Here is a 14,544-nt window from a genome sequence, read left to right on the forward strand (position 1 = left end):
GTCCCGCACGGCTGCGGGACGCGCTTTGGAAGCGAGACTTTACACCACATCACGACTCGTCACTGCAAAGGATTGCGTCGTGCTTATTTCGATGCGGTGGTCTTGTTTTCCATATTGACGACCTGCACGCGGCGGTTGGCCTCCGCCAGCGGCTGGCCCGGATCCTTCAGCTTGCTCTTGCCATAGCCGACGGTGACGAGGTCGGTCGCGGAGATGCTGTACTTCTCGACGAGATAGCGCTTGATCGAATCCGCGCGGCGCTCCGACAGATCCTGGTTGTAGGCCTCGCCGCCGGCGGCGTCGGTATGACCGGCGACCACGAAGGTCGAGCCCTTCAGGTCGGGACTGGTCAGCGCGCGGCCGAGCGCCTGCACCGAGGGCATCGACTTGGCGCTGATATTGGCGGAGTTGTAGTCGAAGGTGATCTCGAGGTCGATGTTCGGCTTGTCCTTGGCGGCCAAGGCGATTTCCTCGCGCTCGGTCGACGACAGCGAGCGTGTCGAGCGGCCGCGCACCGACTGGATCAGCTTGGTCTCGGTCGCGCTCGGCGCGGGCTCGGTCTGCGGGCCAATGGAGAGCCCACGGGTCAGAGGCTTTTTCGCCGGCGGGGCGAGCGCACGGAGGATCTCGTCCTCGGTGACGTTCTTGCTGTTGCTTTCTTCGCCCGCGAAGGCTGACGAGGCCGGCAGCGACAGAGCCACGCCGATGGTGATGATGGACAGGATCGCGGTCAGTCCCTTTGCAGCCAGTCTCATAGCCAGTCCCTCCTGCAGCCAGCTCGCGTGCTTCCAAATTCGAGCAACAGGCCCCGGAAAAAGACCTGTTGCGGCATCCGCCCATTGGTCTTCCCCGGGCTGTTCAAGGTTCGAGGCCTCGACCGCCTCGAGCCAAAAAAATACTAGCGCACTCCGTAGCTTGCGAACTCCTGAACGATGTTCGGATCCATCGCCTTGGCATTGGCGATATCGAGCGCCCCTTCCTGGGCGGAGCCGTTGCGCTGCTTGGCGAGGCCCCGTCCATAGAGCGAGGAGGTCAGGCGCGGATTGATCTTCAGGGCCGCATCGAAATCGGCGATGGCATTCTTGACCGCGCCGGATTTCAGGTTGACGAGCCCCCGGCTATCCAGCGCATCGACGAAGTTGGGCCGCAGCCGCAGCGCCTCGTTGCAATCCTTCAGCGCGCCCTGCAGGTCGCCGACGACGGTGCGAGTCCAGCAGCGGTTGTTCAGCGCCTCGACATCCTTGGTGTTGATCCGGAGCGTGTCGTCAAAATCCTTGATGGCGAGGTTGTAGGCGCCCTTGCTGGCATAGACCTGGCCGCGCCGGTACAGCGCGTTCACGTCGTCCGGATTGGCGGCAATCTTGGAGGTCAGGCTCTTGATCGTGGGATCGTCGGCCAGGGTGGCGGCACTCGGCCCGCTGTCCGTGCTCGGGGCCGGATCAATCGGTTTCACAGGCAGTGGCGGTGGCGGCGGCGGCAGGGCCGCCTCGACCTGAGGCTTCGGCGTGGGAGCCGGCGCGGGCGCAGGGGGAGGAGCTGGCGCGGGTGCCGCAGCGGTGTCTGCCGGCTTCGGCGGCGGAGGTGGGGTCGGCGGCGCGGGCGGCGGAGGATTGTTGGCGACGACCGGCGGCGCGGGAGGCGCAGGCGGCGTGGCCGGTGCGGGACGCGATCCGCCGCCTCCCGGGCTGAACGAGAAATCTTCGGCCAATGAAGAGGATATCCACGGCACCTGCTCGCCGCGCGAGGCGCGGGTGACGCCCATCTTGGTGCGGTTCAGCGTCTCCTCGGCCATCAGGTCGGGGACACGGATTTCCTTCAGGAGCTCCTGGACGAACAGGCTGCGGTCGCCGCCGGCGTCCGAGACCACCGAGGCCAGCGCGGCCGAATACATCACCAGCGTGCCGTTCGGCGCGATGACCGGGGTCAGGCCGGCCGAGAAGCTGCGGAACCGCCGCTCGAACGGGTTCCGCCTGGAGGCGTCGATCAGCGCGATCTTCACGCCGGCACCGCGGGTGTTGAGCTCGCCGAGAACGGTCTCGAGGCTGAAACCGTCGCGGCGCACGTCGGATTCCGTCCAGATCTGCGCATCGACCGGTAGCATGTAGCTCTGGCGCGCCGACTGGATACCGAAGCCGCTGAAGAACACCAGCGCCACCGATCCCGGCTTGATCTTGCCGTAGAGCTTGTCGAAGGCGCGGCGCATGCCGTCGCCAGTCAGATTCTCCCCGATCTCGACCGCAAAGCCGTCGCGCTTGAGCTCGTCGGCCACGTCGCGCGCATCGTTGATCGGTTCCTTCAGCGGGGCATCCGCATCGGGATATTTGGCGTTGCCGATGACCAGCGCAAAACGATCCCCGGCCGCAAGCGATGGGGCAGTCGGGACGAGTGAGATGAGCAAGGGCAGAAGAAAAAAGAAGCGAATTTTCATAATCAGCGCGGTCCAGCCAAAAAGGCGCCGTTCCCAGCTTGCGCCGCGGCGACCTTAACTTACGCTTCCTGCATTATCAAACCGGGGACGGGGGGCGTCAACCGCTTGGAGATTCGGCGTTATCGCGACGATCGACCGCAACGTCCGGGCGAGTCGCAAGGGCAGTATGCGGGCTGTCATGGTTGTGCTCGACGGCATCCGGCTCGATCTTTACCGGCGGGACGTTAGGGCCTTCATGGCGACGAAAATGTGATGGATCGCACATTGATGGCCTGCTCGTCGCGCCGCGAGGCGTTTGACCTTTGCAGCGGACAATGGCTTGCTGCGCAGGATCGTCCTGGAAGACCCACTCAGAAAAGCAAGCAAAAACCCATGGGAAACACCTACGAGATTTACGCCCTGCGCTATGCGACGATGTCGCCGCGCACCCCCAGCATGAACTTTCTTCAGCCCGATCCACATGACAGCGCGGCGCAGGACCTCGACTATTTCGTCTGGCTGATCCGGGGGCACGGCCGCGACATCCTGGTCGACACCGGCTTCAATGCGGAGGAGGCGAGCGCGCGGGCGCGCAAGCTGACGCTCAATCCGGTCGATGCGCTGGAGCGCTTTGGCGTTGCGGCGTCGAGCATTCGCGACATCATCGTGACGCATCTGCACTACGATCATGCCGGCAATCTCGACCGTTTCCCGAAGGCGCGTTTTCATTTGCAGGAGCGCGAGATGGCCTATGCGACCGGCCGCTGCATGTGCAACGGCCTGCTGCGCCATCCGTTCTCGGTCGAGCACGTCACGCAGATGGTGCGCCACGTCTATGGCGAGCGTGTCAATTTCTATTCGGGCGACGGCGAGGTCGCGCCCGGCGTCACCGTGCATCGCGTCGGCGGCCATTCCGACGGCTTGCAGGTGGTCAAGGTCGAAACCGCGCGCGGGCCGGTGGTGCTGGCATCCGATGCCGCGCATTACTACGCCAATCTTCAGCGCAGGAGCCCGTTCCCGATCGTCTACAATGTCGGCGACATGGCGGTGGGCTGGGAGACGATCGAGCGCCTCGCCGGCCACCCCGATCGATTCATCCCCGGCCACGATCCGATCGTGACGGAGATCTATCCGCGCGCCAGCGACAAGGTCGATGCCTGGGCGCTGCATCTGCCGCCGTCGCGGTCGTTTGCGACATAGGAATGACGGAAGAAGCTAATACGCCTGCTTCGCGTCGGCCTCTTCGCTGGTCTGGATCAGGTCGAGGCTCTGCTCGATCTTGCCGAGCAGCACTGAGAGCTGCTTGCGCTCCTGTGCGGAGAGGCAGGCGAGGATCTCGTCTTCCCGCCGCAGCAATTGCGGGAACAGCTCCTCGTAGAGCACGCGGCCCTTCTTGGTCAGTTGCAGGCGAAATTCGCGGCGGTCGGCTTCGTTCTCGACCCGCTCGATCAGGTCCTCGTGGAGCAGCGTGGTCACCGCGCGGCTGATGGTCGATTTGTGCGTGCGGGTGCATTGCGCGATGTACTGCGCGCTGCAGGCATCAACGCGGAACCCGAGCGTGGCGATCACGCGCCAGGCCGGAATGTCGAGACCGTGCCGTTCCTGATATTCGACCGAGAGCGCGGAACTGACTTCGGCCGCGAGCCGGTTGAGGCGGAACGGGACGAACTTGAAGAGGTCGAGCCGTGCCTTTGGCCGTGCGGAAGCCTCATCGGCTTCGCGTGCCTTCAATGCGATATCGCTGGATGTCCTCGCCAAGGAGTGCGCTCCGAATTCCAGTTGACGGCCGGCCGGCTCCGGTCCAAAATAGTTGCACGTGAGACTATCTAGCAGATCGGTCCTCTCCTGACCAGAGCCGGGGTTCGTGCATGGCGCAGGCCAAGACACATGAGGCCAAGACGCATCAGGCCAAAGCCCAGTTCGGCTATCGCCGCCATCCCGATCAGGACCGCGCCAGCCAAAGCCCGGCCGAGCATCCGGTCGTGGTTGTCGGCGCCGGCCCGGTCGGGCTGTCGCTCGCGATCGATCTCGCCCAGCGCGGCCAGCGCGTCGTCCTTCTGGATGACGCCGATCGCATCGGCGAGGGCTCCCGCGCGATCTGCTTCTCGAAACGCTCGCTGGAATATTGGGACCGGCTCGGCGTCGGCGACCGCATGGTCGCCAAGGGCGTGGTGTGGAGCGTCGGCCGGATCTTCCACGGGGAGTCTCAGCTCTACCAGTTCAACCTGCTGCCCGAAGACGGCCACAAGCGGCCGGCCTTCATCAATTTGCAGCAATACTACGCCGAGGCCTATCTGGTCGATCGCATCCAGGATCTGCCCGAGATCGATTTGCGCTGGCGCAACAAGGTGACGGCGCTGGAGCAGCGCAACGATTCCGCCCTGTTGACGATCGAAACGCCGGAGGGCGCCTATCGTCTGCATGCGCAATATGTGATCGCCTGTGATGGCGCGCGGTCCTCGCTGCGGCAGATGGTTGGCGCCGAGTTCGCGGGCCAGGTGTTCGAGGATCAGTTCCTGATCGCCGACGTCAAGATGACCGCGGAATTCCCGACCGAGCGCTGGTTCTGGTTCGATCCGCCGTTCCATGCGGGACGCTCGGCGCTGCTGCACCGGCAGCCCGACGACGTCTGGCGCATCGATCTCCAGCTCAATCGCTACGCCGATCCCGTTGTCGAAAAGAAGCCTGAAAACGTGCGGCCGCGGATCGCGCGCATGCTCGGTCACGATAAGTTCGAGTTCGAGTGGATATCGCTGTACAAATTCCAATGCCGGCGGATGGACCGCTTCATCCATGGCCGCGTGATTTTTGCCGGCGATTCCGCGCACCAGGTTTCGCCGTTCGGCGCGCGCGGTGCGAACTCGGGACTCGAGGACGCCGAAAATCTCGCCTGGAAGCTCGACCGCGTGCTACGCGGCACTTCGCCGGCCAGCCTGCTGGAGAGCTATCATGCCGAGCGCAGCATGGCGGCGGACGAGAACATCCGCGAATCCACCCGCTCGACCGATTTCATGGCGCCGAACTCGCATCAGGAAGCCCGGCTGCGCAAGGCGGTGTTGTCGCTCGCCAGGGAGACCGAGTTCGGCAAGCGCATGGTCAATGGCGGACGGCTGTCGGTGCCGTGCAGCTACGATTCGCCGTTGTCGTCGCCGGATACGGATGTGTGGGGCGGCGGACCTTTTCCCGGCTGCTCCATGCTCGACGCGCCGATTGCCGAGCAGAGCTATCTGACGGATGCATTCCGAAAGGGTGGAACGGACTTTACGCTGCTGTCGTTCAGCAACGGCGCGGCGATCCCGGGGCCCGATGGGGTGAAGGAGATCCGCATCGACGGCGGACTTGCCGATCGCGCGGGCCTCGTCGCAAAGCGCTATCACGCCGAGCCGGGCGCCGCCTATCTGCTCCGGCCCGACGGCTACGTCGCGGCGCGCTTCCGCCATCCGACGCCAGCGGCGATCGCGGCGGCCCTGTCGCGGGCGCAAGGTCTGAATTGAGGTTTTCATGCCGCTGTCCACCAGCTCCAACTTCGCGCGACCTGACGACGCCTTCCGTGCCATCGCGGAGGCGCATCGTGGTCTCACGGAGGAGCAGAGCGCCGATCTGGACGCGGCGCTGGTGCTGATCCTCGCCAACCATGTCGGCGACATCGATGTGCTGCGCGAGGCGATCGCTCTCGCCAAGAGGCGCATGATCGACGGCCAGCAGCAACAACAGCAACAACAATGACCCTGTGACCTGAAGGACGAATTGATGGCGAAGAACTTCGCATCCACCGGCGACCTCTCCGAGAAGACAATCACCTTTTCCGAGATCGGCACCGATCTCTATGCCTTCACCGCCGAGGGCGATCCGAACACGGCGATCATCGTCGGCGACGACGGCTGCCTGGTGTTCGACGCGCAGGCGACGCCGGCGATGGCGAACAAGGTGATCGAGCGCGTGCGCGCGGTCACCGACAAGCCGATCAAATATGTCGTGCTGTCGCACTATCATGCCGTGCGCGTGCTGGGCGCCTCCGCCTACAAGGCGCAAGGCATCGTCGCCTCGCAGGAGACGTACCGGCTGATCGAGGAGCGCGGCCAGCAGGATTGGGATTCCGAATATGGCCGCTTCCCGCGGCTGTTCCAGGACGCGCAGAGCATTCCCGGCCTGACCTGGCCGACGCTGACCTTCGAAGGCGAGATGTCGATCTATCTCGGCAAGCGCGAGGTGCGGCTGATGCAACTCGGAGCCGGCCACACCTCCGGCGACATCGTCGTCTGGGTGCCGGACGCCGAGGTGATGTTCTCCGGCGACCTCATCGAATATCACTCGGCCTGCTATTGCGGCGATGCGCATTTGCGCGAATGGCCGATGACGCTGAACGAGATCCGCAACTTCAATCCCAAGGCGATCGCGCCGGGCCGCGGCGATGCGCTCAAGGGCACCGCCACGGTGCGCGAGGCCATTGCCATGACGCGCGACTTCGTCACCTCGCTCTATGGCGCCGCGGAGATTTCGGTCGCCAAGGGTCGCAGCTTGAAGGAATCGATGGCGGCGACGCGCGAGGTGATGGATCCGAAGTTCAGCAGCTTCGCCATCTACGAGCACTGCCTGCCGTTCAACGTGTCGCGCGCCTACGACGAGGCGTCGGGCATCGATGATCCCGTGATCTGGACCGACAAGCGCGACCAGGAAATGTGGGCCGCCCTGCAAGGAGGAGGATAGTCATGAACATCAACACCTCGCCTGATCAGATCATCCGCAGTTCGGCGCAAGTCACGCCGGGCTACATGTCCGGCTTCGGCAACAGCTTCGAGACCGAGGCGTTGCCGGGCGCGCTGCCGATCGGGCGTAACTCGCCGCAACGCTGCGCCTATGGGCTCTATGCCGAGCAGCTCTCGGGCTCGCCCTTCACCGCGCCTCGCGGCAGCAACGAGCGTTCCTGGCTCTATCGCATCCGCCCCTCGGTGAAGCATTCGGGGCGTTTCGAGAAGGTCGATGCGGGCCTTTGGCGTTCGGCGCCGTGCCACGAATACGATCTGCCGATCGCGCAGATGCGCTGGGATCCGACGCCGCTGCCGAAGGACGACGTGACCTTCGTTCAGGGCGTGCAGAGCATGACGACGGCGGGGGACGTGAATACGCAGGCCGGCATGGCCGCGCATGTCTATCTCATCACCAAGTCGATGGTGGACCAGCACTTTTATAATGCAGACGGCGAGCTGATGTTCGTGCTCCAGCAGGGAAGCTTGCGCCTCGTCACTGAGTTCGGCCGCATCGACGCCGAGCCGGGCGAGATCGTGGTGATTCCGCGCGGCGTCAAATTCCGGGTCGAGGTTCCGAACGGGCCGGCGCGCGGCTATCTCTGCGAGAACTACGGCGGCGCGTTCACCCTGCCGGAGCGCGGGCCGATCGGCGCCAATTGCCTCGCCAATGCGCGCGACTTTCTCACGCCGGTTGCGTTCTACGAGGATAAGGACACGCCGACCGAGCTTTACGTGAAGTGGGGCGGCTCGCTGTTCAAGACCACGCTGCCGCACTCGCCGATCGACGTCGTCGCCTGGCACGGCAATTACGCGCCCTACAAATACGATCTGCGCACGTTCTCGCCGGTCGGCGCGATCGGCTTCGACCATCCCGATCCCTCGATCTTCACGGTGCTGACTTCGCCGTCGGAGACGGCGGGCACCGCGAATATCGACTTCGTGATCTTCCCCGAACGCTGGATGGTCGCCGACAACACCTTCCGCCCGCCCTGGTACCACATGAACATCATGAGCGAGTTCATGGGCCTGATCTACGGTGTCTATGACGCCAAGCCGCAAGGCTTCGTCCCCGGCGGCATGAGTCTGCACAATTGCATGCTGCCGCACGGCCCGGACCGCGACGCCTTCGAGCACGCCAGCAACGGCGAATTGAAGCCGGTGAAGCTGACCGGGACCATGGCCTTCATGTTCGAGACCCGATATCCGCAGCGCGTCACCGCGCATGCCGCGAACGCATCCACGCTGCAGGACGATTATGCGGATTGCTGGAAGGGTTTGGAGAAGCGGTTCGATCCGAGCAAGCCGTAGCTTTCTTCCCCTCTCCCCTTGTGGGAGAGGGGGCTCGCCGTGCAGCGGCGAGACGGGTGAGGGGTTCTCCCAGCACGGAAATCTCTCATTGGAATTCGCGGAGACAACCCCTCATCTGGCGCTTCGCGCCAGGTTCTCCCACAAGGGGAGAAGGAAGAAAGAATTGAGCCAGACGTGACAACCCATCCCAACGACCCCAGCCTCCGCTCCTTCATCGAGGTCGATCCTTCCTCCGACTTCCCGATCCAGAACCTGCCCTATGGCGTGTTCTCGACCCCTGCCAATCCGACGCCGCGCGTCGGTGTCGCGATCGGAAACTACGTGCTCGATCTCTGGGAGCTCGAGCAGGACTCTCGCCTCGACGTCGGTCCGCTCGGCGTGTTCTCCGGAGGCTCGCTCAATCCCTTCATGGCGCTGGGACCGAAGGTCTGGAGCAAGACGCGAGCGCGGCTCAGCGAATTGCTGCGTCACGATCATCCGGAGCTGCGCGACAACGAGGAGCTGCGCAAGCAGTCACTCGTGCCGATGCGCGATACAAGACTGCATCTGCCCTTCACCGTCTCCGGCTACACCGATTTCTATTCCTCGAAGGAGCACGCCACCAATGTCGGCGTGATGTTCCGCGGCAAGGACAACGCGCTGCAGCCGAACTGGCTGCATATGCCGATCGCCTATAACGGCCGCGCCTCGACGGTCGTGGTCTCGGGCACGAAAGTGAAGCGGCCGCGCGGACAGCTGAAGCCACCGAATGTCGAGGTGCCGAGCTTTGGCCCGTGCAAGCGGCTCGATTTCGAGCTAGAGATGGGCGTCGTCATTGGCCAACCCTCGCCGATGGGCGGCATGCTGAGCGAGAGCCAAGCCGAAGAGATGATCTTCGGCTTCGTGCTGCTCAACGACTGGAGCGCGCGCGACATCCAGCAATGGGAATACGTGCCGCTCGGCCCGTTCCTTGCGAAAGCATTCGCGACCTCGATCAGCCCGTGGGTGGTGACGCGCGAGGCATTGGAGCCGTTCCGCCGGAAGGGGCCGGAGCAGGATCCGGTGCCGCTGGACTATCTGAAGCAGACCAAGCCGCAGAACTACGATGTCGAGCTCGACGTCTCCTTGCGCGCGGCCGGTGCCAATGCGCCCGCCGGCATCAGCCGCACCAGTTTCAAGTACATGTATTGGTCCTCGGTGCAGCAGTTGATGCACCACGCCTCCTCAGGCTGCGCCATGCATGTCGGCGATCTCCTGGGGTCCGGCACCATCTCGGGCCCGGAGAAGAACCAGCGCGGCAGCCTGCTCGAGATCAGCTGGAACGGCACCGAGCCAGTCGAGCTGCCCGGCGGCGCCAAGCGTTCGTTCCTGGAAGACGGCGACAGCCTCGTGATGCGCGGCTGGTGCCAAGGCAACGGCTATCGCGTTGGGTTCGGCGAGGTCGAGGGGACGATTGTGGCGGCGGAGTGAGTTGCCCGCCGGCTATAAGTCGAGGCCCGCCTTGTCGAGCTCAGTTCGCATCCGAGCTGAAAAATCGATAATCTGCTGCCTGTCGAAATTGCAGTAGGTAGGAAGAGATTTGTCGGGGACGTGCTGAACCAGCGCTGCGCCGACCCGAATAATGTACCGAAGTTCTTCCGGCGTTACCTCAATCTGCATTCGCTATCGAGCCTCCGGCGGCACGTCGCGGATCCGCGCGCAATGCGCGGCGACGTCCTCGACGCTGTATTTCAAATGCACGCGCTTATCCGACGGCACCTGCCTGGTCGTGCAGACGCCCGGCCGCCATTCCTGCGTGGGACGGATCGGGCGCGGGGCAAAACCGCCGCCGCAGTTTGGGCAGACGTTGAACAGCTTCGTGTCGACGCAATCCGCGCAGAACGTGCATTCATAGGAGCAGATCCGCGCATCCGTTGCATCAGGCGGCAGGTCGCGGTCGCAATATTCGCAGTTCGGTCGAAGCTGGAGCGCCATGGCGGAATTTCCCGATTTGGTCCGGATCATCGCAGATCGCGGGGCTAGCGCGAATGCCGCATTTCCCTCGATTTCAGCCGGCCTTGATCTCCTTGAGCGGCAGCCGCGAACTCTCCTTCAGCCTATCCAGCACGATCGAGGAGCGCACATGCGCGACGCTCTGGTGCGGCATCAACACGTCGTTGACGAGGTTGGAGAGGCCCTTGAGGTCGCGGAGCACCGCCTTGAGCACATAGTCGGCATCGCCAGTGAGCGAATAGGCCTCCTGGATTTCATCGATCCGGTTCACCAGCGCGCGAAACCGCTTCGAATTATCCGGCGAGTGGGTCGCAAGCCCCACCTGGATGAAGGCGATGACGCCGAAGCCGAGCGCTTCGCTGGAGAGATCGGCGTGATAGCCCGCGATCACCTTCTCCTCCTCCAGCCGCATGCGCCGGCGCGAGCATTGCGACGCCGAGAGGCCCGCGAGGTCGGCGAGCTCCTGATTGGTGAGGCGGCCGTCGTCCTGGAGCGCACTGAGAATCTTGAGGTCGAAGGCGTCAACAGAGGTCATGCGTCCTTGGCCCATTTGATGCACGGATCGTGCATATCATAGCCAAACGGCGCCCCGTTTGCACGTTCATTGCAGGCCCCATGAAGGATAATTCCTCTCAGTAGTAATTTGGGAGAGCCGCCAATGGGACCGTTTCCGCACGATGCGCCGCCGGCCACCGTCAGCGCCGAGAATCCGATGGGCACCGACGGGTTCGAGTTCGTCGAATATGCGCATCCCAACCCGGCCGAGTTGCACACGCTGTTCAAGCTGATGGGCTATGCGCCGGTCGCGCGCCACAAGACCAGGAAGATCACGGTCTATCGTCAGGGCGACATCAACTATCTCGTCAACGAAGAGCCCGGCACCCACGGCTATGAGTTCGTCGCCGCGCACGGGCCTTGCGCTCCGTCGATGGCGTTCCGTGTCGTCGATGCCAAGGCCGCCTATGAGCGCGCGATCGCACTCGGCGCCGAGCCTGCTGGTGTGTCCTCGGCACAGAAGACGCTCAACGTGCCCGCGATCAAGGGCATCGGCGGCAGCCTGCTTTATCTGGTCGATCGCTACGGCGCCAAGGGCTCGGCCTATGATGCCGAATTCGAATGGCTGGGGGTGCGCGATCCGCGGCCGGTCGGCGCCGGTCTGTTCTATCTCGACCACCTCACCCACAACGTCCATCGCGGCCGCATGGATGTCTGGGCCGGCTTCTATGAGAAGCTGTTCAACTTCCGCCAGATCCGCTTCTTCGACATCGAGGGCCGCGCCTCGGGCCTGTTCTCGCGCGCCCTGACCAGCCCCGACGGCAAGATCCGCATTCCGATCAACGAGGACGCCGGTGATTCCGGCCAGATCGAGGAATATCTGAAGACCTATCGCGGCGAAGGCATCCAGCACATCGCCTGCGGCTGCCGCGACATCTACCGCACCATCGAGGATCTGCGCGAAGCCGGGCTGCCCTTCATGCCGGCGCCGCCCGAGACCTATTTCGAGAAGATCGACACGCGGCTGCCCAAGCATGGCGAAGACCTCGCACGTCTCCAGAGGAACGGCATCCTGATCGACGGTGAAGGCGTGGTGGAGGGCGGCCAGACCAAGGTGCTGCTCCAGATCTTCTCGGCCAACGCCATTGGTCCGATCTTCTTCGAGTTCATCCAGCGCAAGGGCGACGACGGATTCGGCGAGGGCAATTTCAAGGCCCTGTTCGAATCGATCGAGGAGGATCAGATCAGGCGTGGGGTGTTGAAGGTGGGCGACGCGGCGTAAGGACGCGGCCATCAGGCACAGTGCTGCGTCAAAACAGGTGTCGTCCCGGACAAGCGTAGCGCAGATCCGGGACCCATACCGCGGATTCGTCGATTGCGATCGGTAGGAGTACCGAACGGCTAATCTTCGCCAAACCACGCCCTGTGGTTATGGGTCCCGGATCTGCGCTACGCTTGTCCGGGACGACAGCGGAGCGTGTTGCAACGGCGGGGCCTTATCGCTTCCACGCAGCCGTCACCGCGCCGATCTCCGCGCCTTCCGGCTCCCGCACCGCTGACGGCGTGCGCGAGAATCTCGGCGCCGGCGCAGGCTGCTTCACGCCGTGGCGTTCGACGAAGACGTTGCGGGCGACCATGTGTGGATGCTTTGTTGCCTCCGACATGGTCAGCACCGGCGCGAAGCAGATGTCGGTGCCTTCCATGATCTTGCACCAGTCCTCGCGCGTCTTGCTCTTGAACACCGCCTTGAGCTTCTCCTTCAGCGCCGGCCATGCCTTGGGATTCATCTGCGCGTCGAAATCGGCATCGGTGAGGCCCGCATGCTCGCGCAGCAGCGCGTAGAACTGCGGCTCGATCGAGCCGATCGAGACGAAGTGCCCGCAGGCACATTCATAGACGCCGTAGAAATGCGCGCCGCCGTCGAGGAAGTTCTGGTCCCGCTGTTCGGTCCAGCGGCCCATATTGGTCATGTCGAAGAAGAACGACATCAGCGAGGCCGCGCCGTCGCACATCGCGGCATCAACCACCTGGCCCTTGCCGGAGCGCGAGGCTTCCAGAAGCGCAGCGAGCACGCCGACGACGAGATAGAGCGCGCCGCCGCCGAAATCACCGACCAGATTGAGCGGCGGCACCGGCGTCTCCTTGGTGCCGATCGCGGCGAGCGCGCCGGTGATGGAGATGTAATTGATGTCGTGACCGGCCGCGTTCGCCAGCGGGCCTTCCTGGCCCCAACCGGTCATGCGGCCATAGACCAGCCTGGGGTTGCGCGCGAGCACGACGTCAGGCCCGAGGCCGAGCCGCTCCATCACGCCGGGACGAAAACCTTCGACCAGCGCATCGGCGGTGGCCAGGAGGTCGAGCACTTGCGCGATCGCCGCCTTGTCCTTGAGATCGAGCTCGATCACCTTGCGGCCACGGCCCGCCACCGACTTCATGCTCTTCTTTGCGCCGACGCGGTCGAGCGTGACGACGTCGGCGCCCATGTCGGCCAGCATCATGCAGGCGAACGGGCCGGGCCCGATGCCGGCGAATTCGACGATGCGAAAGCCCGAGAGCGGGCCGGAGGCGCGGACGGACGCGGAGGGGGTTGATTTATCGAGCACGTGTTGTTTCCTCGGATCGCGGGCGATTGCCGATGGTTCGGCCATCGCCGCTGCATTGTTCTTGAGCGAGTTAATCGGCTGATTAACTTTTCTCGCCTTCACGCCAGCGAGGCAAGCGCTTTCGATGCCGCGGCCAAAATAAAACGGCGCGCACCGAAGTGCGCGCCGCGGAAAATTTGCGTCGAGACGCTAGCGCATGAGCGTCAGCCGGCAGCTGCGACCGCGCGCTGTGCCATCACCTTGACGAGGTTGGCGCGGTATTCCGCCGTGCCGTGGATGTCGGCCAGCAGTCCGTTCGCCGAAATGCTGACGCTGTCGATCGCCGATGGCGACCAGTTCGCCTTCAGCGCGGCTTCGATCGCGGGCACCCGCATCACGCCGCTCTGCGAGGCGCCTGTGGCGGCGACCCGAACCTCGCCCGATTTGGTCTGGGCGACGAACACGCCGGTCAGCGCGAAACGCGAGGCCGGATGCCGCATCTTCTCGTAGCCTGCCTTCGCCGGCACCGGGAACGATACGGCCGTGATGATCTCGCCGTCTTCGAGCGCCGTCGTGAACAGGCCCTGGAAGAAGTCCTCCGCCCCAATCGACCGCTTGTTGGTCTTCACGGTGGCGCCGAGCGCGAGCAGGGCGGCGGGGAAGTCCGCCGCGGGATCGTTATTGGCGATCGAGCCGCCGATCGTGCCGCGGTAGCGCACGGCAGGGTCGCCGAGCACCGAGGTGAGATGGGCGATCGCGGGGATCGCCTTCTTCACATCGGCATTCGTCATGATGTCGTAATAGATCGTGCCGGCCTTGATGGTCAGCGTGTCACCCGACAGTTCGACGCCCTGCAGCTCCTTGATCTTGCCGAGGTCGATGACATCCGAGGGGCTGGCGAGCCGCTGCTTCATGACGGGCAGCAGCGTCTGGCCACCGGCCAGAAACTTCGCCTCGCTGCTTTTGCCGAACAGGCTGACGGCCTCGTCGACGGAGGAAGCGCGATGATATTTGGTCTGATACATCTTGGTTG

14 protein-coding genes are annotated in these 14,544 nt (G+C 64.1%); 7 read left to right on the plus strand and 7 right to left on the minus strand.

Annotated features, from left to right (window positions below):
- Positions 1-83: 83 nt before the first annotated feature.
- Positions 84-755 (minus strand): OmpA family protein, encoded by a 672-nt coding sequence (locus ACFDR6_RS13490; protein WP_212089010.1) that lies wholly within the window; start codon positions 753-755, stop codon positions 84-86.
- 143 nt (positions 756-898) lie between these two features.
- Positions 899-2,428: a caspase family protein gene (locus ACFDR6_RS13495; protein ID WP_212089012.1), complete on the minus strand. Its 1,530-nt coding sequence runs from the start codon at positions 2,426-2,428 to the stop codon at positions 899-901.
- 372 nt (positions 2,429-2,800) lie between these two features.
- On the opposite strand from ACFDR6_RS13495, the gene ACFDR6_RS13500 reads away from it, so the two are divergent.
- On the plus strand, positions 2,801-3,607 hold the full coding sequence (locus ACFDR6_RS13500; RefSeq protein ID WP_212089014.1) for an N-acyl homoserine lactonase family protein: 807 nt from the start codon (positions 2,801-2,803) through the stop codon (positions 3,605-3,607).
- Between the two features lie 15 nt (positions 3,608-3,622).
- Here ACFDR6_RS13500 and ACFDR6_RS13505 read toward each other — a convergent pair whose 3' ends face one another.
- On the minus strand, positions 3,623-4,165 hold the full coding sequence (locus tag ACFDR6_RS13505; protein WP_212089016.1) for a MarR family winged helix-turn-helix transcriptional regulator: 543 nt from the start codon (positions 4,163-4,165) through the stop codon (positions 3,623-3,625).
- 110 nt (positions 4,166-4,275) lie between these two features.
- Here ACFDR6_RS13505 and ACFDR6_RS13510 point away from each other — a divergent pair, with 110 nt between their 5' ends.
- From ACFDR6_RS13510 to fahA, 5 genes are all read left to right on the plus strand, one after another.
- Positions 4,276-5,901, plus strand: a complete 1,626-nt coding sequence (locus ACFDR6_RS13510) for an FAD-dependent oxidoreductase (protein ID WP_317241948.1) — start codon at positions 4,276-4,278, stop codon at positions 5,899-5,901.
- 7 nt (positions 5,902-5,908) lie between these two features.
- A complete protein-coding gene (locus ACFDR6_RS13515) occupies positions 5,909-6,133 on the plus strand; it encodes a DUF2783 domain-containing protein (RefSeq protein ID WP_212089020.1) in 225 nt (74 codons plus the stop codon).
- 24 nt (positions 6,134-6,157) lie between these two features.
- Positions 6,158-7,114, plus strand: coding sequence for an MBL fold metallo-hydrolase (locus ACFDR6_RS13520; RefSeq protein WP_375858592.1), 957 nt, complete (start codon positions 6,158-6,160; stop codon positions 7,112-7,114).
- A 2-nt stretch (positions 7,115-7,116) separates the two neighbouring features.
- Complete coding sequence (gene hmgA, locus ACFDR6_RS13525) at positions 7,117-8,463, plus strand: homogentisate 1,2-dioxygenase (RefSeq protein ID WP_317241950.1); 1,347 nt, start codon at positions 7,117-7,119, stop codon at positions 8,461-8,463.
- Positions 8,464-8,637: 174 nt separating this feature from the next.
- Positions 8,638-9,912 (plus strand): fumarylacetoacetase, encoded by a 1,275-nt coding sequence (gene fahA / locus ACFDR6_RS13530; protein WP_375858593.1) that lies wholly within the window; start codon positions 8,638-8,640, stop codon positions 9,910-9,912.
- Between the two features lie 192 nt (positions 9,913-10,104).
- Here fahA and ACFDR6_RS13535 read toward each other — a convergent pair whose 3' ends face one another.
- Positions 10,105-10,416 carry a DUF1272 domain-containing protein gene (locus ACFDR6_RS13535; protein WP_375858594.1) on the minus strand — a complete coding sequence of 104 codons (312 nt, stop codon included), beginning with the start codon at positions 10,414-10,416 and terminating at the stop codon, positions 10,105-10,107.
- A gap of 73 nt (positions 10,417-10,489) precedes the next feature.
- A complete protein-coding gene (locus tag ACFDR6_RS13540) occupies positions 10,490-10,969 on the minus strand; it encodes an Lrp/AsnC family transcriptional regulator (RefSeq protein WP_212089030.1) in 480 nt (159 codons plus the stop codon).
- Between the two features lie 123 nt (positions 10,970-11,092).
- Here ACFDR6_RS13540 and hppD point away from each other — a divergent pair, with 123 nt between their 5' ends.
- Positions 11,093-12,211 carry a 4-hydroxyphenylpyruvate dioxygenase gene (hppD, locus tag ACFDR6_RS13545; RefSeq protein ID WP_375858595.1) on the plus strand — a complete coding sequence of 373 codons (1,119 nt, stop codon included), beginning with the start codon at positions 11,093-11,095 and terminating at the stop codon, positions 12,209-12,211.
- 214 nt (positions 12,212-12,425) lie between these two features.
- Here the strand turns inward: hppD and ACFDR6_RS13550 are convergent, their stop codons facing one another.
- Entirely contained in the window at positions 12,426-13,532 is a 1,107-nt protein-coding gene (locus ACFDR6_RS13550) for a CaiB/BaiF CoA transferase family protein (RefSeq protein ID WP_375858596.1), read from the minus strand.
- A gap of 203 nt (positions 13,533-13,735) precedes the next feature.
- Entirely contained in the window at positions 13,736-14,536 is an 801-nt protein-coding gene (locus ACFDR6_RS13555) for an FAD binding domain-containing protein (protein ID WP_375858597.1), read from the minus strand.
- Between the last annotated feature and the right edge of the window lie 8 nt (positions 14,537-14,544).

Origin of the sequence: Bradyrhizobium tunisiense (assembly GCF_042263385.1) — a bacterium.
Classification (GTDB): Bacteria; Pseudomonadota; Alphaproteobacteria; order Rhizobiales; family Xanthobacteraceae; genus Bradyrhizobium; species Bradyrhizobium tunisiense.

Bases quoted from the DNA above. Each gene is read 5' to 3' on its own strand.
- ACFDR6_RS13490 (WP_212089010.1), bottom strand. From the start codon at position 755: ATGAGACTGGCTGCAAAGGGACTGACCGCGATCCTGTCCATCATCACC.
- ACFDR6_RS13495 (WP_212089012.1), bottom strand. From the start codon at position 2,428: ATGAAAATTCGCTTCTTTTTTCTTCTGCCCTTGCTCATCTCACTCGTC.
- ACFDR6_RS13500 (WP_212089014.1), top strand. From the start codon at position 2,801: ATGGGAAACACCTACGAGATTTACGCCCTGCGCTATGCGACGATGTCG.
- ACFDR6_RS13510 (WP_317241948.1), top strand. From the start codon at position 4,276: ATGGCGCAGGCCAAGACACATGAGGCCAAGACGCATCAGGCCAAAGCC.
- ACFDR6_RS13515 (WP_212089020.1), top strand. From the start codon at position 5,909: ATGCCGCTGTCCACCAGCTCCAACTTCGCGCGACCTGACGACGCCTTC.
- ACFDR6_RS13520 (WP_375858592.1), top strand. From the start codon at position 6,158: ATGGCGAAGAACTTCGCATCCACCGGCGACCTCTCCGAGAAGACAATC.
- hmgA (WP_317241950.1), top strand. From the start codon at position 7,117: ATGAACATCAACACCTCGCCTGATCAGATCATCCGCAGTTCGGCGCAA.
- ACFDR6_RS13535 (WP_375858594.1), bottom strand. From the start codon at position 10,416: ATGGCGCTCCAGCTTCGACCGAACTGCGAATATTGCGACCGCGACCTG.
- ACFDR6_RS13540 (WP_212089030.1), bottom strand. From the start codon at position 10,969: ATGACCTCTGTTGACGCCTTCGACCTCAAGATTCTCAGTGCGCTCCAG.
- hppD (WP_375858595.1), top strand. From the start codon at position 11,093: ATGGGACCGTTTCCGCACGATGCGCCGCCGGCCACCGTCAGCGCCGAG.
- ACFDR6_RS13555 (WP_375858597.1), bottom strand. From the start codon at position 14,536: ATGTATCAGACCAAATATCATCGCGCTTCCTCCGTCGACGAGGCCGTC.